Source organism: Mesorhizobium sp. BH1-1-5, assembly GCF_020165615.1.
Classification (GTDB): Bacteria; Pseudomonadota; Alphaproteobacteria; order Rhizobiales; family Rhizobiaceae; genus Mesorhizobium.
The window spans coordinates 468,884-493,328 of record NZ_JAIUIM010000001.1 but is presented as its reverse complement, the minus strand read 5'-3'; the positions used below and the strand labels follow the sequence as shown (position 1 = coordinate 493,328).

17 protein-coding genes are annotated in these 24,445 nt (G+C 65.4%); 10 read left to right on the top strand and 7 right to left on the bottom strand.

Features of this window, described 5'->3' with window-relative positions; translation table 11 throughout:
* Positions 1-47 precede the first annotated feature (47 nt).
* From LB572_RS02330 to LB572_RS34560, 3 genes are read right to left on the bottom strand one after another with little or no spacing between them, the layout of a single operon-like run.
* The gene (locus LB572_RS02330; protein ID WP_224666548.1) at positions 48-1,607 is read right to left on the bottom strand and encodes a trimethylamine methyltransferase family protein; all 1,560 of its coding nucleotides are present in this window, start codon (positions 1,605-1,607) and stop codon (positions 48-50) included.
* Between the two features lie 17 nt (positions 1,608-1,624).
* Complete coding sequence (locus LB572_RS02325) at positions 1,625-4,084, bottom strand: GcvT family protein (protein WP_224666547.1); 2,460 nt, start codon at positions 4,082-4,084, stop codon at positions 1,625-1,627.
* The gene (locus LB572_RS34560) at positions 4,081-6,543 is read right to left on the bottom strand and encodes a GcvT family protein (protein WP_412033529.1); all 2,463 of its coding nucleotides are present in this window, start codon (positions 6,541-6,543) and stop codon (positions 4,081-4,083) included. Before LB572_RS34560 ends, LB572_RS02325 begins: the two co-directional genes overlap by 4 nt.
* 107 nt (positions 6,544-6,650) lie before the next feature.
* On the opposite strand from LB572_RS34560, the gene LB572_RS02315 reads away from it, so the two are divergent.
* The gene (locus tag LB572_RS02315; RefSeq protein ID WP_181179141.1) at positions 6,651-7,628 is read left to right on the top strand and encodes a LysR family transcriptional regulator; all 978 of its coding nucleotides are present in this window, start codon (positions 6,651-6,653) and stop codon (positions 7,626-7,628) included.
* A 137-nt stretch (positions 7,629-7,765) separates the two neighbouring features.
* Complete coding sequence (locus LB572_RS02310) at positions 7,766-9,094, top strand: aspartate aminotransferase family protein (protein WP_224666545.1); 1,329 nt, start codon at positions 7,766-7,768, stop codon at positions 9,092-9,094.
* A 128-nt stretch (positions 9,095-9,222) separates the two neighbouring features.
* Here the strand turns inward: LB572_RS02310 and LB572_RS02305 are convergent, their stop codons facing one another.
* Complete coding sequence (locus LB572_RS02305; protein ID WP_224666544.1) at positions 9,223-10,575, bottom strand: aromatic ring-hydroxylating oxygenase subunit alpha; 1,353 nt, start codon at positions 10,573-10,575, stop codon at positions 9,223-9,225.
* Positions 10,576-10,693: 118 nt separating this feature from the next.
* Here LB572_RS02305 and LB572_RS02300 point away from each other — a divergent pair, with 118 nt between their 5' ends.
* The gene (locus LB572_RS02300) at positions 10,694-11,587 is read left to right on the top strand and encodes a LysR family transcriptional regulator (RefSeq protein ID WP_140801916.1); all 894 of its coding nucleotides are present in this window, start codon (positions 10,694-10,696) and stop codon (positions 11,585-11,587) included.
* A 2-nt stretch (positions 11,588-11,589) separates the two neighbouring features.
* On the opposite strand, the gene LB572_RS02295 is transcribed toward LB572_RS02300, so the two are convergent.
* Positions 11,590-12,849, bottom strand: coding sequence for an NAD(P)/FAD-dependent oxidoreductase (locus LB572_RS02295; protein ID WP_224666543.1), 1,260 nt, complete (start codon positions 12,847-12,849; stop codon positions 11,590-11,592).
* 12 nt (positions 12,850-12,861) lie between these two features.
* Complete coding sequence (locus LB572_RS02290) at positions 12,862-14,892, bottom strand: alpha/beta hydrolase family protein (protein ID WP_224666542.1); 2,031 nt, start codon at positions 14,890-14,892, stop codon at positions 12,862-12,864.
* Between the two features lie 205 nt (positions 14,893-15,097).
* Between LB572_RS02290 and LB572_RS02285 the strand changes: the two genes are divergently transcribed.
* The 7 genes from LB572_RS02285 (at position 15,098) to LB572_RS02255 (ending at position 23,727) form a co-directional block, all read left to right on the top strand.
* A complete protein-coding gene (locus LB572_RS02285; RefSeq protein WP_224666541.1) occupies positions 15,098-16,090 on the top strand; it encodes a dipeptidase in 993 nt (330 codons plus the stop codon).
* 188 nt (positions 16,091-16,278) lie between these two features.
* Positions 16,279-17,838, top strand: a complete 1,560-nt coding sequence (locus tag LB572_RS02280) for an ABC transporter substrate-binding protein (RefSeq protein WP_224666540.1) — start codon at positions 16,279-16,281, stop codon at positions 17,836-17,838.
* A 50-nt stretch (positions 17,839-17,888) separates the two neighbouring features.
* Complete coding sequence (locus LB572_RS02275; RefSeq protein ID WP_140801921.1) at positions 17,889-18,836, top strand: ABC transporter permease; 948 nt, start codon at positions 17,889-17,891, stop codon at positions 18,834-18,836.
* 37 nt (positions 18,837-18,873) lie between these two features.
* Entirely contained in the window at positions 18,874-19,701 is an 828-nt protein-coding gene (locus LB572_RS02270; RefSeq protein ID WP_224666539.1) for an ABC transporter permease, read from the top strand.
* Positions 19,698-20,678, top strand: coding sequence for an ABC transporter ATP-binding protein (locus LB572_RS02265; protein WP_224666538.1), 981 nt, complete (start codon positions 19,698-19,700; stop codon positions 20,676-20,678). The genes LB572_RS02270 and LB572_RS02265 overlap by 4 nt, the downstream gene beginning before the upstream one ends.
* Positions 20,675-21,685: an ABC transporter ATP-binding protein gene (locus LB572_RS02260; protein WP_140801923.1), complete on the top strand. Its 1,011-nt coding sequence runs from the start codon at positions 20,675-20,677 to the stop codon at positions 21,683-21,685. Before LB572_RS02265 ends, LB572_RS02260 begins: the two co-directional genes overlap by 4 nt.
* Positions 21,686-21,699: 14 nt before the next feature.
* A complete protein-coding gene (locus tag LB572_RS02255) occupies positions 21,700-23,727 on the top strand; it encodes a CocE/NonD family hydrolase (protein WP_224666537.1) in 2,028 nt (675 codons plus the stop codon).
* A gap of 23 nt (positions 23,728-23,750) precedes the next feature.
* On the opposite strand, the gene LB572_RS02250 is transcribed toward LB572_RS02255, so the two are convergent.
* Positions 23,751-24,383, bottom strand: coding sequence for a TetR/AcrR family transcriptional regulator (locus LB572_RS02250; protein WP_224666536.1), 633 nt, complete (start codon positions 24,381-24,383; stop codon positions 23,751-23,753).
* Positions 24,384-24,445: the final 62 nt, after the last annotated feature.

Genomic DNA, 24,445 nt, shown 5'->3' with positions numbered 1-24,445 from the left:
AACGATGACTCGCATAAGGCCTTGACGCGCAACGTGCTTTTCAACGCTCAGAAATAATCCTGGTCGGCCATGCTCTCCTTGCGCCTGGCGATGAAGGCCCGCAGTTCTTCGTCGATCGCCGGGTCGAGGCCGGGGTCCGCATAGTCGCTGAGAAGCTTCTTCCACTGGCGATTGGCGCGCTGGGCGGCGTCCAGGCCGCCCTCGGAATTCCACTGCTCGAACGAATTGTTGTCGCTGATCGTCGAGCGGTAGAAGGCCGACAGGAAGTTCGACTGCGTATGGGCGCTGCCGAGGAAATGCGACCCCGGCCCGACTTCCTCGATGGCTTCCATCGCCTGCGCGTTCACCGACAGGTCGATGCCCTCGAACAGGCTCATCACCTTGCCGCAAAGATCGGCGTCGATGATGGTCTTCTCGAAGCCGGTGACGAGCCCTCCCTCCAGCCATCCGGTCGCGTGGTTGATGACGTTGGCGCCGGCGAGGAGCGACATCAGCAGGCCCCAGGTCCCTTCCTGCTCCGCCTGCGCGTCGGGCAGCTTGGATGCCGAGAGCGTGCCGACGGTGTGGAACGGAACGCCGACCCTTCGTGCCAGCTGACCCGCCGCCAGAACCATCTTTGCCGCTTCCGGCGTGCCGAAGGTCGGCGCACCGCTTTGCATCGAGATGGTGCTGGCGAAGCTTCCCATCAGGCAAGGCGCTCCGGGATTGATGAGCTGGACGAGCGAAAGGCACGCGAGCGCTTCCGCCAAGACCTGCGCCAGCGTGCCGGCGACGGTGCAGGGGCTCATCGCACCGGCGAGCGTCCATGGGGTGCAGGCGACCGGCTGGTTGTTGCGCGCATAGACCTTGAGCGATCCCGACATGTTGGCGTCGAGCACCAGCGGAGCGTTGGTGTTGGAGACGTTGTAGAGCACGGCGTTCTCTGCGACGAACGCCTCGCCGAAGACGATCTTGGCGATGTCGACCGCGTCCTGCGCCCGCATGGAGCCGATGAACGCTCCCATGAAAGGGCGGTCGGAGTAGCGCACATGCGTGTAGAGCATGTCGAGGTGGCGCTTGTTCGCCGGAAGGTCGACCGGTTCGCACACCACGCCACCGGAATGATGCAGGTAAGGGATCATCTGGTGGATCCGCACCAGGTCGCGGAAATCGTTCAGCGTCGCATAGCGACGGCCCCGGTCGAGATCGTGCACGAAGGGCGGGCCCCAGGACGGGCAAAGCACCGTGTTGTCGCCACCGATCACGACGGTGTTGGCCGGGTTGCGGGCATGCTGCTTGAATTGCCGCGGCGCCGTCGCCTGGACCAGCTTGCGGCACATGCCGGGCTCGAAGCGGACACGCGTCCCCTTCACATCGGCTCCGGCGTCGCGGAAAAGACCGAGGATTTCCGGATCGTCATGGAATTCCATGCCGATCTCCTTGAGCAGGCGGTCGGCATTGGCCTCGATCAGGCTCAGCCCCTCCTCGTCGAGGATGTTGAACGTGCCGATCCTGCGGCTGATATAGGGACGGCGCGGTGCTGGCGCGCCGCGTTGTACGAGACGCGCGGCGCGGCCACGCGAGCGCGCCGGGGATGCTGCCTCGCCAGGTTTGACGACATCTTCCATGGTGTGCCTCCAGACGTTCAGATGGATGCCGCGGACTGCAAATGGTCCAGCCCACGCAACCGCAGATTTCGTGGATCGTAGGGAGCTTCCCGCAGCTCGCGCGCCGCGCGTTCATTGCCCAGGATCGAGACGCCGAACTCAAGTTCGGGCACCCCCGGCCTGAGATAGGCAAACGCCAGCACCTTGCTGGTACGGAAGCCGTAGCCGCCGCTGGTGATGACGCCGACCGGCCGGCCCTCGTGCAGGACGGCATGACTGTAGAACGGGAGCCGTTCGCCATCGTCCTCGATCTCCAGCAGCGCCATCCGCCAAGGGTGCGCCTTCTGCCGTTCGAGCATCGCCTCGCGGCCGACGAAGGAACGCCCGTCCGCCTTGACCAGGGCGCCCAGTCCGGCCTCGAGCGGCGTACGCTCGGTCGTGAGGTCCGCGCCCCAGCCGCGATAGCCCTTCTCCAGCCGCATGAAGTTCAAGGCATAGACGCCGAAGGGGCGCAGGCCGTGCTTGGCGCCGGCCTTGCCGATGGCCTCGTAAAGCCGGCGGAACTGCGCGAGCTGGACATGCAGCTCCCAACCCGGCTCGCCGGCGTAGGACACACGAAGCGCGGTCACCTTGATGCCGGCGATCCTGATCGTCTGCGCCGACAGCCAAGGGAAGGCCGCGTTCGAGAAATCGACCTCGCTGACCGCCTGCAGAATCTCGGCGGCGTTCGGTCCCATGACGCCCAGCACACCACGCCTCTCGGTGATGTTCTCGATGACGACACCGGCAAAAGTGGCCGACCGGGCGCGAAGCAGGTCTTCGTCATGCCGTTCGGCCAGCGCCGCGCTGGTCAGGTAGAAACGGTGCTGCTCGAGCCGCGTGACCGTGAACTCGGACGCGACACCGCCCCGCTCTGTGAGAACGTGGATGAGACCGATGCGGCCGACGCGCGATGGCGGCGTGTTGGCGCCCAGGGAAGCCATGAAGGCTTCGGCGTCCGGCCCGCTCACCTCGAATTTCGAAAAGGCCGAAAGGTCGATGACGCCGGCGCCGTCGCGGACCGCGAGGCATTCCCCTTTTACCGCGCCGAGCCAGCCCGGACGTTTGAAGGTCAGCTCCGGGTTACGGTCGATGCTGCCGGTCGCGAACCAGTTGGGCCGCTCCCAGCCATAGGCAGCGCCCAGCACCGCGCCTTGCGACAACTGGATATCGAGCGCCGGTGTGGTCCGGCGCGGGCGCGCCGCCTCGCGTTCCTCGTAAGGGTAGTGGACGCCGAATTGCAGGCCGAAGCATTCGACCGCCTTGTCGACGCGATAGTCGCGGTCGGCATAGTTGCCGAACCGCCGCGGATCGATGGCCAGCGCATCGCGCGGCGGCTCGCCGTCGACGATCCAGTCGGCGAGGAAGGCGCCGGCGCCGCCGCCTTCCATCACGCCCATGCTGGACCCTGTCAGAAGCCAGCCGTTCCTAAGGTTGAACGCAGGGCCTACCAGCGGATTGGCATCCGGCGTGAAGGTGATCGGGCCATTGACCACGGTCTTGATGCCGGCATTGGCGAGCGCCGGCACCCGTTCCATCGCCAGCGCGATGATATGCTCGACGCGGTCGAGATCGGGCGGCAGCAGCTCCATGCCGAACTCGGGCGGCACGCCGTCGATCGCCCACGGATGAGCCGCCTTCTCGTAGGGCCCGACGATGTAGCCATCCCGCTCCTGCCGCAGGTACCAGCTTTCCTCCGGATCGCGGATGATCGGCAGTTCCTTTTCGCCGGCCGCGATGCGCGCGGCAATTTCAGGCACGGTGTCGGTGACGACATATTGATGCAGCATCGGCACGACGGGCAGGTCGATGCCCATCATCGTGCCGATCTCGCGGCACCAGGTGCCGGCAGCGTTCACCACGTGCTCGGCCGTGATATCGCCTTGCGCGGTACGGACCAGCCATTCGCCCGAAGCCGTGCGCTCAATCGACAGCACCGGATTGTGCCGGACGATTTCGGCGCCGCGCGAACGCGCGCCGGCAGCCATCGCGTTGGTGGCCAAAGTCGGATCGACATGGCCGTCATGCGGCTCGTGGAAGGCGCCGAGGATGCCGTCGGTTTCGCAGAGCGGGTATATTTTCTTCAGCTCGGCCGGCGTCAGGATGTTGAAGTCATAGCCGACGAAGCGGCCAAGGCCTTGCACATGACGAAACTCAGCCATCCGCTCCGGCGAGCGCGTCACGCGCAGCGCGCCGCTTGCATGGAAGCCGGTCGGTAGCCCGGTTTCGGCGGTGAGCACCTCGCGATAGAGACGCACGGAATGGGCCCGCATCTCCATGATCGTGGCGTTGTGGGCAAAATGCGTGCAAAGCCCGGCGGCGTGCCAGGTCGAGCCCGCTGTCAGCTCCTGCCGCTCGACGAGCACGACGTCGCCCCAGCCGCGCTTGGCGAGGTGATAGAGAAGGGAAACCCCCATGGCGCCGCCGCCGATCACGACGACGCGGGCATGCTGTCTCATAATGTCTCCTGTTGGCCGCGCATTCTGCTGCCGGTTGGATCGTAGGGTGGTCTTTCGAGAAGCCTGAGGCCGAAGCGTTGCCCGGCGACCGCGATCTCGTAGTTCGAAGCGGCCAATTGCTGCCTGGTTTCGCCCGGATCGCAGGCGACATAACCGAGGCAGAGGCTCAAGCCGGTGCGGAAGCCGAAGCCGCCCGAGGTGGTCAGTCCGGCGAACTTGCCGTCCCGGTAGATGGGCTCGTCATGCAGCAGAAGCGGATTGGCGCCGTCGACCGCGAAATGCAGGAGGCGGCGCCCAAAGCCCTGCGCCCTCTGCGCTTCGAGCGCTTCACGGCCGATGAAATCGCCCTTGGTCCAGGAGACGGCAAAACCCAGTCCGGCCTCGATCGGCGTCTCCTTCGGCCCGATATCGTGGCCCCAGTGCCGATAGCCCTTTTCCAGGCGGCAACCGTCCAGCGCATAATGGCCGCAAAGGACCGCGTCATGCGCCTTGCCGGCGTCCCGGATGGTCGACAGCAGGCTTTCGGCGCATTCGACGGGGACATAGAGCTCATAGCCAAGCTCGCCGACGAAGCTGACCCGCGTCGCCCGCACATCGACCATGCCGACGTCGATGCGCCGTGACGCCGAGAAGGGAAAGGCCGCCTCCGACAAGTCCGCGTCGGTCAGTTCCTGCAGCAATTCACGGGAACGCGGCCCCATGACGCCGAGGACCGCTTCGGCCGAGGTGGCGTCGAACACCAAGGCGTCCAGCCCGAGATCACCGGCGTGCCTGGCGATCCAAGCGAAATCCTTCTGCCGGGTCGCCGCGCCGGAAACGATCCGGAAGGCGGTCTCGCCGCAGCGCGTGACCGTGATGTCGGCCTCGATCCCGCCATGGCGGTTGAGCATCTGCGTGTAGACCGCCCTGCCCTCCGCAACGTCGACATTGTTGGCCGCCAGCTGTTGCAGCAGTTTCGTCGCATCGCGCCCGGTGACATCGAGCTTCGTGAACGGGGAAAGCTCGAACAGCCCGACGCCGCTCATCATGGCGACCGCCTCGCGTTCTGCCGCCGGCCACCAATGCTGCCTGCCGAAAGTGTAGCGCGGCTCACGCTCGCCTTCATTGCGGGCATACCAGAGCGGCCGCTCCCAGCCGGTCGGCGCGCCGAACACCGCTCCGGCCTCGGCCAGCGTGCCGTGCCAGGTTGAGCGGCGCAGGCCACGGCCGGCCTTGGACTGCTTGTACGGCCAATGCATGCGGAAGAGGTCGGCGACCGATTCCTCCATGCGCGCCTGCACGAAGCCGCGGGACGCGGCGCTGCGGTCGAAACGCGCGATATCGAGGGGCCACAGATCGAGACCCGGCTCCCCATCGACGATCCACTCGGCCATCGCCTTGCCGGCGCCGGCAGACGACATCATGCCAGTCGAATTGAAACCGGCGGCGACGAAGAAGCCGCGCAGATAGGGCGACTCGCCCATCAGGGGCTGGGTGTCAGGGGTGAAACTCTCCGGCCCGTTCATGAAGTGGCGGATGCCCGTCTCGGCAAGCGCCGGAAAGAGCCGCAGCCCGGCCGACATGAAGGGTTCGAACTGGTCCCAGTCTTCCGGCAATTCAAGGAAGGGCCTGTCGCCAACCGGGCCGGTGAGGTCGAGAACCTTGGCGTTGGGCTCGAAGCCGCCGAGCACCAGCTTGCCGGAATCGCCCTTGACGTAGATGCCCTGGTCCAGGTCGCGCACGATCGGGAAAGGACTGGGCAACCCGGCCAACGGTTCGGTCACCGCATACATGTGCTCGGCCGCCTGCAGCGGCACCGGCACGCCGGCCATGGCGCCGATTTGCCTTGCCCAGGCGCCGGCGCAGTTCACCGCAACCTCGCAGCGGATCGTCATGCCCGAGGCGAGCTTGACGCCGGCGACGCGGCCGTTCTCGATGATGAAGCCGGCACAGGCCGTTCCTTCCAGGATCCGGATCCCGGCGGCGCGTGCCCGCCTGGCGTAGGCCGCGCAGATATCGACCGGATTGGCCTGGCCGTCTTCCGCCACCCAAAGCGCGCCCACGAGCCCGTCCAGCGCAATTCCTGGAACCCGCTCGCCGACGACATCCGCTCCAACGATCTCCACCTTGAGACCGCAGACGTCGCCCATATGCGCGATGCGTTTGAGCTCGTTCATCCGCTCTTCCCGGCGCGCCAGCCAGACCCCGCCGGTTTGCCTGTAGCCGGAAGTCTGGCCGGTCAAATCCTCGAGCTTCGGGAACAGTTCGGTCGCGTATTGCGCCAGGCGCGTCAGGTTGAGCGTCGCCCTGAGCGGCCCGACGATCCCGGCCGCGTGCCAGGAGGTGCCGCTCGTCAACTGGTTGCGCTCGATGAGAACGACATCGGTGACGCCAAGCTCGGCAAGGTGATAGGCGACACTCAAGCCGATCACGCCGCCGCCTATGATAACGATCCTCGCGTCTTGCTTCACCGATGCGATACCCTTGTCGTCGAAACGGCGCGATCTTTCCCGCCAAGCAGGCTTGCGCTCAATGGGATTTCTGCAACATTAGGAAAACTTATGTACGGTCCCGCGAAGGAGCCCTGGTGAAGAGCGGCAGCTTCGACTTCAACCTTTTTCGATCGATCGAGGTCTTCGCGGCCGTCGTCGAAACGCGGCATGTGACGCAGGCCGCGCAGATGCTCGGCATGACGCAGTCCGCCGCATCGCAGCATCTGAAGAACCTGGAAATAGCCCTCGGCGTCAGCCTGATCGACCGCAATCTGAGGCCCATCGAGCTGACCAAGGCCGGGATCGCGCTGCATCGGCGGGCCACCGCGATCCTGGCGGAAGTCGAGGGGCTGCGCACCGACGCCCGCCGCATCAACGCCGCACCGCTGCCGCTGCTCAGGGTAGCGCTGCTGGCCTCCATCGCCACCACGCTGGCGCCGGCGCTTTCCGTGCTGGCGCGCAAGAATTTCGGCATTCCCGAGCTCAGCCTCTTTGCCGGGCTTGCCACCGACCATGTCGCGCTGCTTCGCGCACGCCGCGCCGATCTTGCGGTGACCTCGGGCGAGCTGTTCGAGATCGAGGGGCTGACGCGCTACCCGGTCATGACGGAGCGGTTCCTGCTGGTGACGCCCAAAGGCTTTTCCGGCGACGTCGGCGACATCACGAAGCTTGCAAGAAAGCTCGCATTCGTGCGTTTCTCCAGGGAGACGCCGGTCGGTTTGCGCGTCGACCAGCATCTCAGCCGGCTGCGCATAGAATTGCCGCGGGCGATGGAAGGCGACCGCTCCAGCGTCGTGATGGCGCCCGTTGCGGCAGGCATGGGTTTCGCCATCCTGACGCCGACCCTGCTCATCGACGGCCTTGCCGAGGGCATGGAGATCGACATCCATCCGTTGCCGTTCACCAGCCTGTCCCGCAACATCCTCCTGGTCGCGCGCGAGCGCGAGCTTGGGGATCTGCCCGAGGCCTTTGCCGCACGTACCGCCGAAGTGCTCAAACAGACGATAAACGAACGCCTGCCCGATCTGCCTCCAGACCACTACGCCTTGGACCCGTCCGTCGCCTCAACATGAGGCAGACCGCATTGCCTTCGTCAGATCCGCCAGCTGCTAATCGGCTGCATCAGTTATCCTGATGGATGATTTTGCCGGATGCCTTCGGCGCGCGTCCATGTTCTATCCTGCTCCCATCCAATCCGGGAGGCCAAGATATGAACGCTCCTCATACCCATTCATCGCTCGCGATCGACTGGTCGACGCAAGGTATCGTCGACCGCAGGAACCGCTTCTACTCCGCCTCCCAGCGCAAATTCGTTCCCTACAAGGATCCGCTGATCATCAAGCGTGGCCGAGGGCAATATGTGTGGGACGAGCAGGACGGGAAATACATCGACCTGCTTGGAATGAACCTTTGCATCTCGGTGGGACACGCCCACCCGCAGGTCGTCAAGGCGGCGAGCGAACAGGTCGCCGAACTGACCCACTGCACGACCATGTTCTACCATCCGGTGCCTGCCCAATATGCCGAAGAACTGGCGGGCACGATGCCGGCCGGTCATGAGTGGGTCGTCCATTTCACCAACTCCGGCGCCGAAGCGATCGACCTCGCGCTGCTGATGGCGCGTTCGCACACCGGCAACATCGACATGCTGGCGCTCGCCTCCAGCTATCACGGCGCCACCTTCGGCGCACAGTCGGTGACGGGGATAGCCGGCTTTCGCCACTCGGTCCCGCAGCTTGGCGGCGTGGCGTTCGTGCCCGAGCCGAACCAGTATCGCGGCATCCACGGCGAAGGCGTGGAGCCTTACCTGAAGGAGATCGACCGGGCGATCGCGACGTCGACGAGCGGCAGGCTTGCGGGCATGATCATCGAACCCGTGCAGGGCTATGGCGGCATCGTCCCCATCCCCGAAGGCTACATTGCGGGCGCGTTCGAGCGCGTGCGCGCCGCGGGCGGCCTTTGCATCATCGACGAGGTGCAAGCCGGCGTCGGACGCACGGGCGAGGCCTTCTGGTCCTTTGAATCGCATGGCGTGGTGCCCGACATCGTGGTGGTGGCGAAGGGCGTGGGCAACGGCATCCCGCTCGGCGCGGTCATCGCCAAGCGCGCGGTTGCCGAAACGATGGCCGACAAGTTCTTGTTCCATACCTACGGAGCCAACCCCGTCGCCTGCGCGGCCGGCAGGGCCGTCCTAAAGGTGATGCGAGAGGAGCGGCTGCAGGAAAACGCGCGCGTTGTCGGCGGCGCGCTCAAGGCCCGGCTCGAGGGCCTGAAGGAACGCTATCCGATCATCGGCGACGTCCGAGGCCGCGGCCTGATGCTTGCGATCGAGCTCGTCAGGAACCGCGCGACGAAGGAGCCGGCGCCGGAGGAAACGCTCGCGGTCTTCGAGGAGACGCGCCGCAACGGGCTCGTCGCCAGCCGATCCGGGCCCTATCGGAACGTCATCCGGATGTGCCCGCCGCTCTGCCTGGCGATGGCGGACGTCGATGATGTCGTCGACAAGTTCGAAAGAAGCTTCGCCGCCATAGCTCGGTGACGGCGTGGCTGCGCAATGCACGGCATCGGCCATTGTCCTGTCTGGCCGTGTGTTGCGCGTTACAGGGCTTGTGGTTGCGGCGAGCGACGATCGTTCGGCGACAATCCACGTTGACCGTGGTCACATGCCTATGATGTGGCTTGGCCGTTTTTTTGCGTTCTGCCGGCCGCTTGCGGCGAGGCATAGAGCTGCGATGGCGCCGCCCAGGCCTCGTCGCCGTCCCTGCGCTCGCCGGTGATCAGAGTGCGCATCTGCGCAAGATAGGTCTCTATGAAAAAGGCCGTCTGCGATTCCAGCGGCGTATAAGGCCCGGGGCGATAGGCGCGCGAGGCAATCCCGTCGGCGTTGTCTTCCGTGATCTTCTTGTCCTGAACGGTCGTCACATCCCACATCCATGAAATCTTGTCGGCGTCGACCGACACGTCGGCGTCCTTGTCGACCAGCCACGTCAGGATCACGTCGGTCTCGTTGGCGTTGCGCGGAATCATCTGGAACATGGTCAGATAGTCGTTGGGGGCGCTCAGGAACGAGAGCCGACCGATCCGGAAGCCATTCTCGCCGCCGTCGAACTTGCCGCGTCCACCCATCAGGCACGAGACCGGCTGGCCATCGTCGGAGAGCGTGAGACGGCCCGAGCCGATCGGCTTGCGATGCATGGCGTAGGGCATCGTGTCCAGGTCGCCAGGCTCCCACACGCCCTTGTGGAATTCGGCATCGCCGATGGCGCTGTGCCAGGCGTCGATCTCCTGCTTCCATTCGGAGGCGTTGTAGTCGTCGCGCATGGCGGTCACCTTCACATGGCCGTTGACCCGGAAATATTCGGGGTGAGCCGGGCGACAGTGGTAGCACTCGAGGAAATTCTCCAGCACCAGCTTCCAGTTCGCCTTGGTCAGGTAATTCTTGCGCGCGACGATGCGTGCGTTAGCGACCCCGTTCTCGCGCAGGAGATCGGTCAGCCCGGCCGCCGCCGGCTCGATGTCAGGCAGGCTGGAGGCATCGAGGCCGCATATCACCAGGCCGCCGATCACCTTCATCGGCACCTTGTGCAGCCCTAGACTGTCGCCATCGACGCCTTCGGGCAGGTCGCGCCGGGTCTGCAACTCACCGGTCAGCCGGAAGGACCAGGCATGATAGGGGCAGACCAGCAGCTTGCCGCGGCCATCCTTGACGCACAGGCGCGAGCCGCGATGGGTGCAGACGTTGTAATAGGCGGCAATGTCACCCTCGCCGTCGCCATGACGGGCGACGATGATCTCCTCGTCGAACAGATGACGGATGACGTAACTGCCCTTCTCCGGAACTTCGCACGAATGGGCCACGATGACCCACTGGCGAGGGAACCACAATTCGCGCTCGAGCGCGAAGATATCCGGGTCGAGGTAGAAGGCCTGCTGCAGCGACCAGTCCTTGCGGTGCTCGTCAATCAAGCCGACCACGCGCGCGCGATCGAGATCGGACAACATCTTGTCGTTTGCATACATGGTGGGCTCCAGGGCTGGCTAATGCCTTTTGATCAGGGTTGCAGCGAATTGCAGCACTCATCAACCATGGATTTGGCAGGCTTCCATCTCAAAAAGTCATGGAATACTGTTACCGTCGATGAAGACGCTCAAAGCCTCGCTCCCCCTGCTCAACGCGATGGTCGCTTTCGAAGCGACCGCGCGACGCGGCAACCTGACGGCCGCCGCCGAGGAGCTCGCCATTGCGCAGTCGGCGGTGTCGCGCCACATCGCCAATCTGGAAAAGCGGCTCGCGCTGGACCTTTTGGCGCGCAAGGGCAACCGCGTCTCGCTGACCGAAAACGGCGCCGCGCTGGCCGAGGCGATACGAGACGGACTGGGCACGATCCGCGACGCCGTCGCGCGCCTGCAGGAGGCCGATCGCGATTCCCTCGTCATCGCCAGCGGCTACGACCTCGTCCAGGCGTGGCTGATGCCGCGGTTCGACCTCGTGACCTCGCTCGTCACGCATGGCCGTGTCACGCTGCTGACCTCCAGCAATCCCGACGATTTCGGCCGGCCGGAGGTCGGGATTTCGATACGCTTCGGGCGCCCCGAGCTTTGGCCTGGCTTCGCCGCCCGCAAGCTGTTCGACGGGGAGTGGTTTCCCGTCTGCTCGCCGGGCTTCCTCGAACGGCACCCGGCTCTGGCCTCGGAAGATCCGGCGGCCTTCCTCAACGTGCCGCTGCTGCATCTCGCCGCTCCCGAAGATGCTATCGACAATTGGAGATCCTGGATCGGCACCACCCGGAGCCTGCCCGGACCGACATTCTCCAGCTATCTGTCGATGATGCATGAGGCGATAGCCGGCCGCGGCGCGGCGCTCGCCTGGACCGGCTTCGTCGAAGAGCAGCTGAGGCTCGGGCACCTGGTGCAGTTGACCGGGACCCCGCGCCGCCATGCCGATGCGTTCTACATCGTCACCCGCAGGAAGACGACGCCAACCGAACAGATGGTGGCGCAAGCCCTGCTCGACAGCGCGACGGCGCGCTGATCTTACTCCGCGGCGGTGGCGAAACGCCTGGCGCCGTGGCGCGCGCTCCATGCGGGCATCGAGGCCTCGACATCTTCCTCGCTCGGGAAGGCATCGCGTGCGTAGCGATCGATCCTGAACCGAGCCGGATCGACCAAACGCGGCGCGTCCAGCAGGATATCGGTGGCCAGCCTGCCGAGGCCCGGCCCGTGGCTGACGCCGGTCTCGTTGTCGCCACCCGCGACGACGATGTTCGCATGGCCCGGCACATGCCCGACCATCAAGCCAACGTCGGGCGTGTAGCAGGGAATGCCCTGCGACCAGTTCGCGACCTTCGAGCCGCGCAGCGGCGGGAAGACGTCCTGCAGCTTCTCCATCTGCTGATCGACCATGGATTGCATCAGCTCGCGGTTATGCGGCTGGCCGGGTTCGAGGTCGCTCTCTTCCAAGCGATGCATCGGCGTGTAATGGCTCCCCGTGCCCCACATGATCGCGCCAAAGGTCTCGCGCAGCCAAAGCCGCAGCTCGCGGCACTGGATGGTCGGCAGCGTCGAGGGCAAGCCTCGATCATCGGTGACCACGCGCGTGGCCAGCACCCGCAGCAGCGGCAGATGCCAGTCTAGGCTGGCGAGGATCTCGTTGTTCCAGGCGCCCGCCGCCACGACCACGCCATCCGCCTCGATGATATCGCGGTCGGTTTCCAGCGTGACCTTGCCGCCGACGTCGCTGATCTTCCGCACCTTGGTCCTGTCGCGCACGACGCCGCCGAGCTTCTTGATCTCGCTGACCAGCACGCCAAGCGCGAGCTTGGTGTCGAGCTGGATGCCATGCGGATTGTAGGCGCCGGAGTGAACTTTCGCCGGATCGACCAGCCCGCCCATCTTCTCGCCGATCTGCGCGGCGTTCAGATCCTGCATCTCCTTCGGCGCATAAGGCGAGCTGAGCACCGGCATCACGAAATCCTCGCGCCCTTGCGGCGTCAGCGCCATGATCAGCGTGCCGTTCGGCCGGTAGCCGATCTCGGTGCCCAGTTCATGCAGCATGCGGTAGAAGTCGAGGCCGTATTGCTGCAGGCGAAGGCCTTCCTCGCCGGCCGGGATCATGCCGGCCGACCAATGCGAGACGAAGCCGGCGCCGGCGCTGGTCGTTGCCGCGCCCGGCTCGGTCGCCTCCACGAGCGTCACCGTCTTCACACCCGATTTCAGCAGATGGTAGGCGGTGGAGCAGCCGATGATGCCGCCACCCACGACCACGATATGTTTGCTGTTGGTTGCTGCCGGCATTTCTCTTCCTCCTTAAACCGTCGCGGTCGAAGAACCGCCAACATAGGTGTCAAGCCACCAGACGATGCGGGCGGCGGTGTCGATGTATTCCGGATAGCCGCGCAGGCTATGGCCGGCGTTCGGATAGGTCGCGAGCGCGCTTGGCGAACCCGAGCGCAGGGCGGCGAAATGGCACTCCAGCGCCTGGCCGGGCGGCGTGCTCTTGTCGATGACGCCGGCCATGACCAGCGTCGGCACCTTGCTGAGCTGCCGGTAAAAGGCGGGGCTGCGGGTAAAGTAGGCGCCGCCCTCTTCCCATGGCGAGGATTCCAGCATCAGCGCGTCGAATTCCGGTATCTGCGTCGTGCGGTGCTGGCTGTACCAGTCGCCGACGGGCGAGATCGGAATGGCGGCGGCGAAGCGGTCGCTGCGCGTCGGCAGCCACGCGGACATGAAGCCGCCATAGCTGGTGCCGGTGACGGCGACGCGGCCCCGGTCGACCAGGCCTTTCTCCACCAGGGCATCGATGCCGCTCAAAATGTCATCGGCATCGGCGCCGCCCATGTCGCCCTGCACGGCGCGGGCGAACGCATCCCCACGCCCCGTGCTGCCCCTCGGATTGGGAAACAAAATCGTCCAGCCGCGCGAGACGAGCAGCGGCGCGGCGCGCGTCCGCGCCATCCAGCGGTTGCGATGGGACGAGATCGGCCCGCCATGGATATCGACCAGCAACGGCGTCGGCCCGGCCGACGCCCGCGGACGGACAAGCCATCCCTGGATTTCGAGTCCGTCGCGGGCGCGCCAGGAAAATGGCTCGGCCTTGCCACGGCCGGCCATCGCGGATTGCGCATCGGACGCCACGAGCGAGGCGAGCTCGCGCAGTCCGCCGTCGGCGATCTCGGCAAGGAACGGCGCCCGGTCGTAAGCCTCCGCGATCAAGAGCGAGCCCGCCGCCCCAACCGGCGCGCTGGAGGGCGCCCACTCGCCGCAGGTCAATTCGGTCGACGACCAGCGTTCGATCACCCCTGCACCGGAGGCATCGCAATCGGCCACCACCGTCTCGTGGCTACGGATGCCAGCCATATGCAGGCTGGTGGCGGAGCGCCATTCGATCGACGTGACGTCGATCAAATTGGTCGGAACGATCGCAACCTCGCCGCTCAACGGATCGAGGATCGACAGCTGCCCGGCAACAAGGCCGCGGTCGCTGCAGAAGGCCTCGATGAAGGCGATGCGAGCACCATCGGGCGAGCCGCGAGGAACGCCGATCTGGTCGCGCGGCGTGTGAAGAAGCCTCGCCGATCCCGACTTCGGGTCGATGAGCGAAAGCTTCGCCGCATACCAGCTGCCTTCGCCATGGTCATCGCTGGTCACGGCGGCGATCCTGTCGGTGCCGCACCAGCTCGCTTCCCAGACATTGACGGGCGCCGATGTGAGCGGCGCAGGTTCGGCCTGCATATCCCAGAGCCAGATCCGGCGCCAAAGGTCCTCACCCTCGCCCCAACCGACTTCGGGCAGCCAGGCGGGCGCATCCGTCTTCTGCTTCTGCGCGTAGCCGCCGTGAATTCCAGCCAGATCCGCGCCGGTGCCGGCAACGACAAGCAGCAGCCTTTGGCCGTCTGGCGACCAGTCGATCATCTCGATCCGGCCGGGGACGTCCGCCACCGCCGTGCCCTCGCCGGCGGACCAGATCTCGATGCGGTCGACGCCCGCCTCGCCACCCGCATAGGCGACCGCCAGGATCTGGCCGTCCGGCGAAAGACTGATTTGCCTGGTCTCCGCATCATTGAGCCGTCGAGGCGATCCATCGCCGCGCCGCACCTGGTAGAGACGGCTGACCGGCGCGCTATCGAGGCCGCCTTCGAAGCTCTGGCCGATGAAAAACATCGCATCGTCGGAGGTGTGGCCGCAAAGAGAGCGGGCCGCGAAGACGTGCCCATCCGGTCCGAAGAGGGCGGCATAGAGGCCCTGTGCCTCGGCGAATTCCGTTGCGGAGCGGAAATCCCCGGACATCCGACCGGTGGCCGGCGCGATCACAGATCCGGAATTCCGCACCCTGCTCATCTCGACTTCCCAATGCCGCGCTCAACCTGGCGCTATCGCCACGGCAAGCTCACGGACCCAACCATAACGACAGCCCGCGCATTGTCTAGACACCGGTGTACATTAGATTGGGCCAGGGGCCTTGGCGGCACGATGGGCGGTTGACCCGCCATGATCGGAACGCGCAGATTTCGAAGGCGACGAAAACAATCCGGACACAGACACGATGAGCCTTGACGACAAAGTCCAGTCGATCCTGAAAAGCGAAGTCGTCTGGGATGCGCATTCCGGTTTCATGCCCGACCCGGCCGCGGACCTGAACAATCTGCGGATCTGGCGCGACGCGGGCGTCGACTATCTTTCCATCGATGTCGGCTTCGATCTCCTGCCCTGGGAAAAGACGGTCGCCACGCTTGCCTATTTCCGGCACTGGATCCTGGCGCGCCCGGCCGACTATGCGCTCGTCTCGTCGACCGATGAAATCCTCGCCGCGAAGGCGCAAGGCAAGCTGGCGGTCACCTTCGACATCGAAGGCATGAACGCGCTGAACGGCCGGGTCGAAATGGTCGAGTTCTACCATCGCCTCGGCGTCCGGCAGATGCTGTTCGCCTACAACCGCAACAACCTCGCCGGCGGCGGGTGCCACGACGAGGACACGGGTCTGACTGCGTTCGGCCGCCAGGTGATCGACGAGATGAACCGCCTCGGCATGTTCGTGGACGTGACCCATACCGGCTATCGCACCACGATGGACGTGATGGAGTATACGGACCGGCCGGTGATCTTCTCGCATTCCAACCCGAAAGCGCTCTGCGCCCATGGGCGCAACATCACCGACGACCAGATCAAGGCTTGTTCCCGAACCGGCGGCATCATCGGCGTCGTCGGCCTCAACCGCTTCCTCGGCGAGGGCCGCACCGATTCCGAACGGCTGGCCGACCACGTCGAATATCTGATCGACCTCGCCGGGCCGCGCCATGTCGGCATCGGGCTCGATTATGCTTTCCCGGTCGAGGTCGAAGGCATCGAGGACATCATCTCCAGCAATCCGCATTTCTGGCCGAAGAACGAATATCCCGAAGGCAAGACCACCTATTCCACCCCGGGCCAGACGAAAGAACTCATCGAGGTCCTGCTGCGCCGCGGCCACTCGGAACGCACTGTTCGCGACGTGATGGGCGGCAACTTCATGCGGCTGGCGCGCGAGATCTGGAAATAGCGATCGAAACGGCTGTCGCGTCGATCGCACATCACCGGAAAAGGCGTCCCATTCGACGACATATGACGCATTTTTTTCACTAGACATATGTGTATAGCCGGGGCAGGCTGAGGCAAACAAGACCTTTGGAAGGGTCTCCCGCAGCCGAGCCGGCGCTGGCGGGCAACATAAACAAGAGGGGCAGGGCAATGATCAAAGCCGCGAACATCAACGTGACGCGCCGTGGGGTGCTGGCCGGTGCCGGGGCTCTGGGCCTCGCCTCGCTGATCTATTCCACCAAGCGCTCACAGGCGGCCGGCTCGGTTCTCAAGGTGCGCTCATATGGCGATATCCAGACGCTCGATCCGGCCTTTCGTCTTGCCGCGCCCGAAGGCGATATCACCAATGTCATTTTCGCCGGCTTGGTCGTCGCCACGCCCGGTGACAGCTGGGGCTGGAAGCCGATGGCAGTGGAGAAGATCGAGCAGCTCGATCCGCTCACCGTCGCCTTCAAGCTGCGCGACAATATCGGCTTCACCGACGGCTTCGGCCAGATGACGGCGGAGGACGTGAAATTCTCTATCGAGCGCCTCGCCGATCCTGCCAACAAATCCCCTTATGCGGGCGACTGGGCGACGCTGAAGGAAGTCGAGGTCAAGGACAAGCTCTCGGGCATCATCCATCTGAACAAGGCGTTCGCGCCGTTATGGACCTCGACCTTGCCGACGCCGTCGAGCACGATCCTGTCCAAGCGCGCCGTGACCGAGGCCGGCGGCAAGCTCGGCGTGAAGCCCGTGGCGCAGTCGGGCCCTTATCTGCTCAAGGAATGGACGCCCAAGCAGCGCACCGTGCTCGTGCGCAACCCCGACTGGAAATACGAGCAGGGCGGCTATGACGAGATCCACGTCCATCCGATCGAGGACGAAAAGACCGCCGAGCTCGGCTATGAGGCGGGCGACCTCGACTACACCTGGACGTCCGTGTCCTCGATCAAGCGGCTGAAGGAAACGCCGCCGGCCGACACCGTCGTGGTCGAGAAGCCATCGCTCGCCTTCGTCTGGCTCGGCATGAACCAGATCGCGGCGCCCTTCGACAATCCGGACCTGCGCCGCGCCGTGCAGTACGGCGTCGACCGCAAGGCCGTGGTCGACGCGGCCTATTTCGGCGCCGCCGCCACCTCCACCGGCATCATCGCGCCTGGGCTCATCGGCCACCGCGAGAAGAACCTCTACGAATACGATCCCGACAAGGCGCGCGAGCTGGTCAACAAGGCCGGCGCCAGCGGCGTCACCGTCACGCTCGACATCCTCAACAAGGCGGAACGCCTGTCGGCGGCGCAGGTCGTGCAGGCGAACCTGCAGGACATCGGCGTCAACGTCGAAATCAAGCAGAACGACAGCGGCACGTTCTGGACGCTGGGGTCGAAGCAAAACCCTTATTACAAGAAGCTCCAGATGGTGCTGTCGCGCTTCTCGATGCAGCCCGACCCGAGCTGGGCGACGGAGTGGTATACGACCAGCCAGATCGGTGAGTGGAACTGGGAGCAGTTCAGCAGCGAGGAATTCGACAAGCTGGTCACCGAAGGCAAGATCGAGCTCGACCCGGCCAAGCGCGACGTCATGTACAAGAAGATGCAGGACCTGATGGAGGAGAGCGGCTGCTACGTCTTCCTCACCCACGAGGTCACCGGCGTGATGTACCGCAAGAGTGTGGCGGCCGCCCTCAAGCCGAATGGCGAGCCCTGCTTCGCGGACTTCAAACCTGCCTGACGTGATGGAAGACGACGGCACGGCGCGGGGCGGGATGGCCGGCTCCTGAGATGCTCCGCTATGCGCTGAAACGACTGGGGCTGGGCATCATCATCGTGAGCGTCGCGATGGTGATGCTGTTCGCTATGATCTATGTGATCCCGGGCGACCCGGCATCCGTGGCGCTCGGCCCGCGCGCCACGCCCGAGATGATCCAGGCCTTGCGCAGCCGCATGGGGCTGGACCAGCCGATCTGGATCCAGTTCTTCAGGTTCTATTTCTCGGCGCTGCGCGGCGACCTCGGCACCGAGGTGCTGTCCGGGCGGCCGGTGCTGGACGTCGTGTTCGAGCAGCTGCCCTACACCCTGGCGCTGATCGCGGGCGCGATCTCATGGTCCGTGCTGCTCGGCATTCCGCTGGGCTGCATCGCGGCGGTGCGGCGCGGCGGCTTCGTCGACCGCGTCATCGGCATCCTGTCGGTCGCGGTGATCGCGGTGCCATCCTTCGTCATCGCGATCTATTCGCTGCTGATCTTCGCCGTCGCCCTGCAGTGGCTGCCGGCCATCGGCGCCGGCGAGCCCGGCAATCTCGCCAGCCAGCTGAAACATCTTGCCCTGCCTTCGCTGGCGATCGGCGTCGGCTGGGTCGGCTACATCGCGCGCATGGTGCGTGCTTCCATGCTGGAAACGCTGGAAGCCAGCCACATCCGCACGGCGCGCGCTTTCGGCCTGACCGATCGTCGCATCACCTATTCCTATGCCTTGCGTATCGCCATCCTGCCGACCGTCACGCTGCTCGGCGTCGGCATCGGCAACATGGTGTCTTCGGCCGTCTTCGCCGAGATCGTCTTTGCCCGCCCCGGCATCGGCAAGCTGGTCTACGAGGCGATCTCGGTGCGCAATTATCCGGTCGTCACCGGCGCCGTGCTGGTGACGACGGTTTTCTTCGTCGTCGTGAACGCTCTCGCCGACATCCTCATTGGTGCGTTGGACCCCCGTGTCAGAACAAGTCTTAATTGACCGGCCATCGCGGCAGCGCGTCGCCAAGATCGGCCGCGTGCTTCGGCGCATCCTTCGCGAGCCGCTCGGCGCGTTCGGTCTCACCCTGGTCGTGATCGTCGTTCTGTCGGCTGTCTTCGCCGACGTGCTTACCAGCTATTCACCGACGAAGCTCGCGCCGGCCGAGCGCTTCGCGCCCGCGAGCCTGCAGCACCTGCTCGGCACCGACCATCTTGGACGCGACCTGTTCTCGCGTGTGCTCCATGGCGGCCGCATCGCGCTGGCCATTGCGCTTGGCGCGACCGGCCTGTCGCTCATCGGCGGCATCGTGCTCGGGCTCATCGCCGGCTACGGGCCCCGCTGGCTCGACAATCTGATGCTCCTGCTCTTCGATGCCATCAAGAGCTTCCCGACCGTGATGCTGGCGCTCACGCTGGTCACGCTGACCGGACCTTCGCTGCTTGCGGTGCTGATCGTGGTCGTGCTGGTCAATGTGCCCGGCTATGCCCGCATCATCAGGACACAGACGCTTGTCCTGAAGTCGGCCGAGCATGTCATGGCGGCGCGCTCGATGGGCGCGAGCACCGCGCGCATCCTCACCATCCACATATTGCCCAACGTCATCGGCCCGATCCTCATCCTCGCATCGATGGACATCCCGGTCGTCGTGGCGATCGAGGCGGGTCTGAGCTTCCTCGGCCTCGGCGTCAGGCCGCCTCTGCCAAGCTGGGGCGCGATCCTGAACGACGGCTTCGTCAACATCCGCGATTCATACTGGATCGTGGTCGCCGGCGGCCTGCCGATCATCCTCACCACGCTCGGCTTCACCTTCCTCGGCGAGACCCTGCGCGACGTTTTCGACCCCCGGCTGAAGAGGCGCGAATGACCGTCCTCGACGTCAAGGACCTCAGCGTCGACTTCGCCACCGAAGCCGGCACGTTGCAGGCGCTGCGCAAGGTGAGCCTGAAGGTGCCGGCGAACCGGATCGTCGGCGTCGTCGGCGAGTCGGGCTGCGGAAAATCGACGCTGATCAACGCCGTTCTCGGCCTGCTCGCCGACAATGGCAGGGTCACGGCAGGCCAGATCCTGTTCGAGGGCAAAAGCGATCTCGTTCATCTCGACGGCACAGGCATGCGGGCGCTGCGCGGTCAGAGGATCGCAACCGTCTTCCAGGACCCGATGGGGGCGCTGAACCCGGTGCTGTCCGTGGGTAAGCAGATGCGCGACATCCAGTACCGCTCCGGACGGTCGCGCAAGGAGAAGGACGCGCTCTCCGTCGAGATGCTGCGCAAAGTCCGCATTCCAGATCCCGAGCACCGACTGGCGCAGTTTCCGCACGAATTCTCGGGTGGCATGAAGCAGCGTATCGCCATCGCCATGGCGCTGCTGATGCGGCCCTCGCTGCTGATTGCCGACGAGCCGACGACGGCGCTCGACGCCACGCTCGAAGTCGCCATCATCGAGTTGCTCAGGGACCTGCAGAAGCAGATCGGCTGCTCCGTGCTGTTCATCTCGCATCATCTGGGCGTCATCGCCGAGCTGTGCGACGAGATGATCGTCATGTATGCCGGCGAAGTGGTCGAACGCGGCTCGACCCGCGACATCTTCCACAACCCGCGACATCCCTACACGAAGAAGCTGCTCGCTTGCGATCCGGCAAGGCTCGCGCGCCGCGAGCCGCGGCTGCCCACCATTCCCGGTACGCTGCCGGACCTGCGCAACCGCCCCAAGGGCTGCGTTTTCCAGTCACGCTGCGAGCTAGCGGACGACGTCTGCTCCACGATGCCGCCCGACACAGCGCTGAGCACGTCCCATGTCGCGCGATGCTGGCACACCGACGAGACGGCCGGAGCGGCCGCATGACGACAGAGCCCCTGCTTTCCGTTTCCGATCTTCGGGTGCGTTTCCGCATCGGCGGCATGATGAGCGCGCTGGCCGGCCGGCGGACGGAAATAGAAGCCGTCTCCGGCGTCGGCTTCACGCTGGAGCGCGGCCAGACGCTTGCGCTGGTCGGCGAATCCGGATCGGGCAAGACGACGCTGGCGCGCGCCGTCGACGGGCTGCAGCCGGCCGCGGGCGGCTCGATCCGCTTCGAGGGCCGCGAGTTGCGCGACCTGCCGAAGAAGGACTGGAAGCCGCTCCGGCGCAAGATGTCGATGATGTTCCAGGACCCGGTCGGCTCGCTGTCGCCGCGCCTCAGCGTCCGGTCGCTGCTGGCGGAGCCTTTCGCCATCCACGGCCTGTCCGGCCGCAGCCTCGATGCCGAGGTCGAGCGCCTGCTCGCCCTGGTCGGACTGCCGCGCGATTTCGCCGACCGTTATCCGCACCAGCTCTCCGGCGGCCAGGCACGCCGGGTCGGCGTCGCAAGGGCCGTCGCGCTCGACCCGGAGCTGATCATCGCCGACGAACCGACAGCCGGGCTCGACGTATCGATCCAGGGCGAGGTGCTCAACCTGCTCAACGACCTGCGCGACCGCATGGGCCTGTCGATGCTCATCATCACCCACAATCTGCACGTGGTCCGGCAGATCGCCGACCGGATGGCGGTGATGTATCTCGGGCGCTTCGTCGAGGAAGGCGAGACCGAGGCGATTTTCCGGGCGCCGCATCATCCCTACACAGCGGCATTGCTGTCCGCGAACCCCGAACCAGATCCGGACAAGGTGCATAACCGCATCGCGCTGCCGGCCGAAGTGCCATCGCTGCTCGACAGGCCTTCGGGCTGCGAGTTCCACACACGCTGTCCGTTCGCGCAAGACATCTGCCGGACGCAGGCACCCACCCCGTCCGCGCTCGGCTCGAGCCGGCTCACCTGTCACTTCCCGCTCAATGCCGGCCCAAGCGCCGTCGAGGCAATCGCCGCAAGTTAAAGAAGGTCCGTCCGATGAAAGACATCCGCGTGGTCACCGATTTCCCGCGCAAAGTCCGTGAGATCGAGAACCTGTGGATCCCGATGCCGGACGGCGTGAAGCTCGCCGCGCGCATCTGGCTTCCGGAGGACGCCGGGGCCGATCCGGTGCCGGCCATCCTCGAATACCTGCCCTACCGTAAGCGCGACGGAACGGTGGAGCGCGACGCGCTCACCCATCCCTATTTCGCCGGCCACGGCTATGCCGGCGTGCGGGTCGACATGCGCGGCACCGGCGACAGCGAAGGCGTCTGCAAGGGCGAATATCTGAAGCAGGAACAGGACGATTGTCTCGCCGTCATCGAATGGCTGGCGGAGCAGCCCTGGTGCTCGGGCGCGGTCGGCATGATCGGCATCAGCTGGGGCGGCTTCAACGGGCTCCAGGTCGCCGCCCGTCGCCCGCCGGCGCTGAAGGCAGTGATCTCGCTCTGCTCCACTGACGACCGCTATAACGACGACGTCCACTATCTCGGCGGCGCGCAGATGTGCGACAATCTGTTGTGGGGCACGACCGCCTGGGCAATCGCCATGACGCCGCCCGATCCGCTGATCGTCGGCGACCGTTGGCGTCAGATGTGGGAGGGTCGCCTCAACGGCAACAGCATATGGATGCAGGACTGGTTCGAGCATCAGCGCCGCGACGACTTCTACAAGCACGGCTCGATCTGCGAGGACTATGCCGACGTTGAGATTCCCGTCTATGCGGTCGGCGGCTGGGCGGACGGTTATCCGAACCCGATCTTCCGCATGCTCGAAAGCCTGCCGGGCGTCCGCAAGGGGCTGATCGGCCCGTGGGGCCACAAATATCCGCATTTCGCCATGCCGGGGCCGCGCATGGGCTTTCTCCAGGAATGCCTGCGCTGGTGGGACCAGTATCTCAAGGGCATCGACACAGGTATCGCCGACGAACCCATGCTGCGCGCCTGGATGCAGGACCCGGCGGCGCCGGCCGCGATCTATGACGAGCGCCCCGGGCGCTGGGTGGCGGAACCGTCCTGGCCGGGTCCCGGCGTCGGCCAGCACACCCTCGCGCTCTCGCCCGGCAAACTCGCCGAAGACGCCGGCAGCGGCGATGTCCTGACGATCCGCTCGCCCTCAACGGCGGGGCTCTCCTCTGGCGCGTGGTGCGGCTACGGCGTGCTGCCGACCTTGCCTGTCGACCAGCGCATGGAGGCCGGCAACGCGCTCGTCTTCGAGACCGAGCTGCTGGAGGAAGCCGTGGAAATCCTCGGCTTCCCGGAATTCGAAGTGAAGCTCGCCTCGGACAAGCCGGTCGCGCTGATCTCCGCGACCCTGTCGTTGGTGCAGGAAGACGGCGCCGCCTCGCGCGTGAGCTACGGCGTCCTCAACCTCACGCACAGGCATGACGATCTCGATCTCAAACCGATGACGCCGGGCGAGGCCGAGGCGGTGCGCTTCAAATTGCGCTGCTGCGGCCAGCGCTTCGAGAAAGGCCAGCGCATCCGGCTCGCCATCGCCACCGGGCATTGGCCGATCGTCTTCCCGGGGCCGGAGAACGCGACGCTTTCGATCTATTGCGCCGGCAGCAGACTGATCCTGCCGGTGCGCAAGCCGCAGCCGCTCGACAAGACGCTCGCGGCATTCAAGGGGCCGGAAAGCGCCGCGCCGATGGCGCAGGACGTGATCAAGGCGGGCGAGCCTTTCCGGCGCGAGGTGACCACGAACCAGATCACCGGCGAGGCCACCTACACAGTCGTCATCGACGGCGGCACGGTGCGCCATCCGCATACCGGGATCACCCTGTCGCAGAGACAGACCGAGATCTTCATCGTCCACCCGGACGATCCGAACTCGGCGCGCGGGACCGTGACCTGGGACAAGACCTATTCGCGCGGCGACTGGAACGCCCGTGTTTCGGTCTCCGCCACGGTGCGCGCATTGCGCGATGTCTGGCGCATGGAAACGCATCTCATCGCCCGCGCCGGCGAGGAGGTCGTGGTCGACCGCGAGGAAGTCAAGGAATTTCCACGCGATCTGAATTGAAGTGATCGCGGAACGGGGAGCGGTCAGCCGGGGCTTTTCAGCAGCATCTTTTCGGCGAAGGCCTCGACCTCTCCTGCACGAGGCTCTTCGCCGGTGTGCGTTAGCAGGTAGGCTGGCGTCAGGAAAAGACGGTTGCTGACCGGCTCGACGATCTCGAGCGAGTAATAGCCGATCTGCGTGAAGTAGAGCACGCGCGCCCGCACGAACGCTTCCGTGTCGGCATAGCCGTGCCGCGAGAACATCGCGCGGACGGCGTCGACCCGCGTATCGTCTTCCTCGCTGACGATCCGATGCACATCGGCGGACTGGCGCGACCAGGCGCGCACGGCGAAATCCAGCCGCGGATTGAACAGCGATTCATCCAGCCAGCACTCGAAGACATTGAGCACCGCCTGCGTGATCGACGCGGCCGGCCGGCCGGCCTGCTCGACGATGAAACGCGTGTTGTTGTTGCGCCAGTAGTCCAGCAGTTGGTCGAGCAGGTCCTGGCGGCTCTTGAAGTACCAGTAGAAACTGGAACGGGAGACGTTCAGCTTCTGCCCCAGCGCAAGCACGCGCACCGCTTCGACGCCTTCGGAGATCAACGTCTCCAGCGCGAGGTTCATCCAGTCCTCGCGCGTCACCTTTGTATTGCCGATCAGACCGGACCGCCGCATGACTTCATCAGCATTGGAATCGGAGAACATAGCGGGCCGGCCAAGTTTGAACGCCGGCTAGA

Bases quoted from the DNA above. Each gene is read 5' to 3' on its own strand.
- LB572_RS02330 (WP_224666548.1), bottom strand. From the start codon at position 1,607: ATGGAAGATGTCGTCAAACCTGGCGAGGCAGCATCCCCGGCGCGCTCG.
- LB572_RS02325 (WP_224666547.1), bottom strand. From the start codon at position 4,084: ATGAGACAGCATGCCCGCGTCGTCGTGATCGGCGGCGGCGCCATGGGG.
- LB572_RS02310 (WP_224666545.1), top strand. From the start codon at position 7,766: ATGAACGCTCCTCATACCCATTCATCGCTCGCGATCGACTGGTCGACG.
- LB572_RS02305 (WP_224666544.1), bottom strand. From the start codon at position 10,575: ATGTATGCAAACGACAAGATGTTGTCCGATCTCGATCGCGCGCGCGTG.
- LB572_RS02300 (WP_140801916.1), top strand. From the start codon at position 10,694: ATGAAGACGCTCAAAGCCTCGCTCCCCCTGCTCAACGCGATGGTCGCT.
- LB572_RS02295 (WP_224666543.1), bottom strand. From the start codon at position 12,849: ATGCCGGCAGCAACCAACAGCAAACATATCGTGGTCGTGGGTGGCGGC.
- LB572_RS02290 (WP_224666542.1), bottom strand. From the start codon at position 14,892: ATGAGCAGGGTGCGGAATTCCGGATCTGTGATCGCGCCGGCCACCGGT.
- LB572_RS02285 (WP_224666541.1), top strand. From the start codon at position 15,098: ATGAGCCTTGACGACAAAGTCCAGTCGATCCTGAAAAGCGAAGTCGTC.
- LB572_RS02280 (WP_224666540.1), top strand. From the start codon at position 16,279: ATGATCAAAGCCGCGAACATCAACGTGACGCGCCGTGGGGTGCTGGCC.
- LB572_RS02275 (WP_140801921.1), top strand. From the start codon at position 17,889: ATGCTCCGCTATGCGCTGAAACGACTGGGGCTGGGCATCATCATCGTG.
- LB572_RS02265 (WP_224666538.1), top strand. From the start codon at position 19,698: ATGACCGTCCTCGACGTCAAGGACCTCAGCGTCGACTTCGCCACCGAA.
- LB572_RS02260 (WP_140801923.1), top strand. From the start codon at position 20,675: ATGACGACAGAGCCCCTGCTTTCCGTTTCCGATCTTCGGGTGCGTTTC.
- LB572_RS02255 (WP_224666537.1), top strand. From the start codon at position 21,700: ATGAAAGACATCCGCGTGGTCACCGATTTCCCGCGCAAAGTCCGTGAG.
- LB572_RS02250 (WP_224666536.1), bottom strand. From the start codon at position 24,383: ATGCGGCGGTCCGGTCTGATCGGCAATACAAAGGTGACGCGCGAGGAC.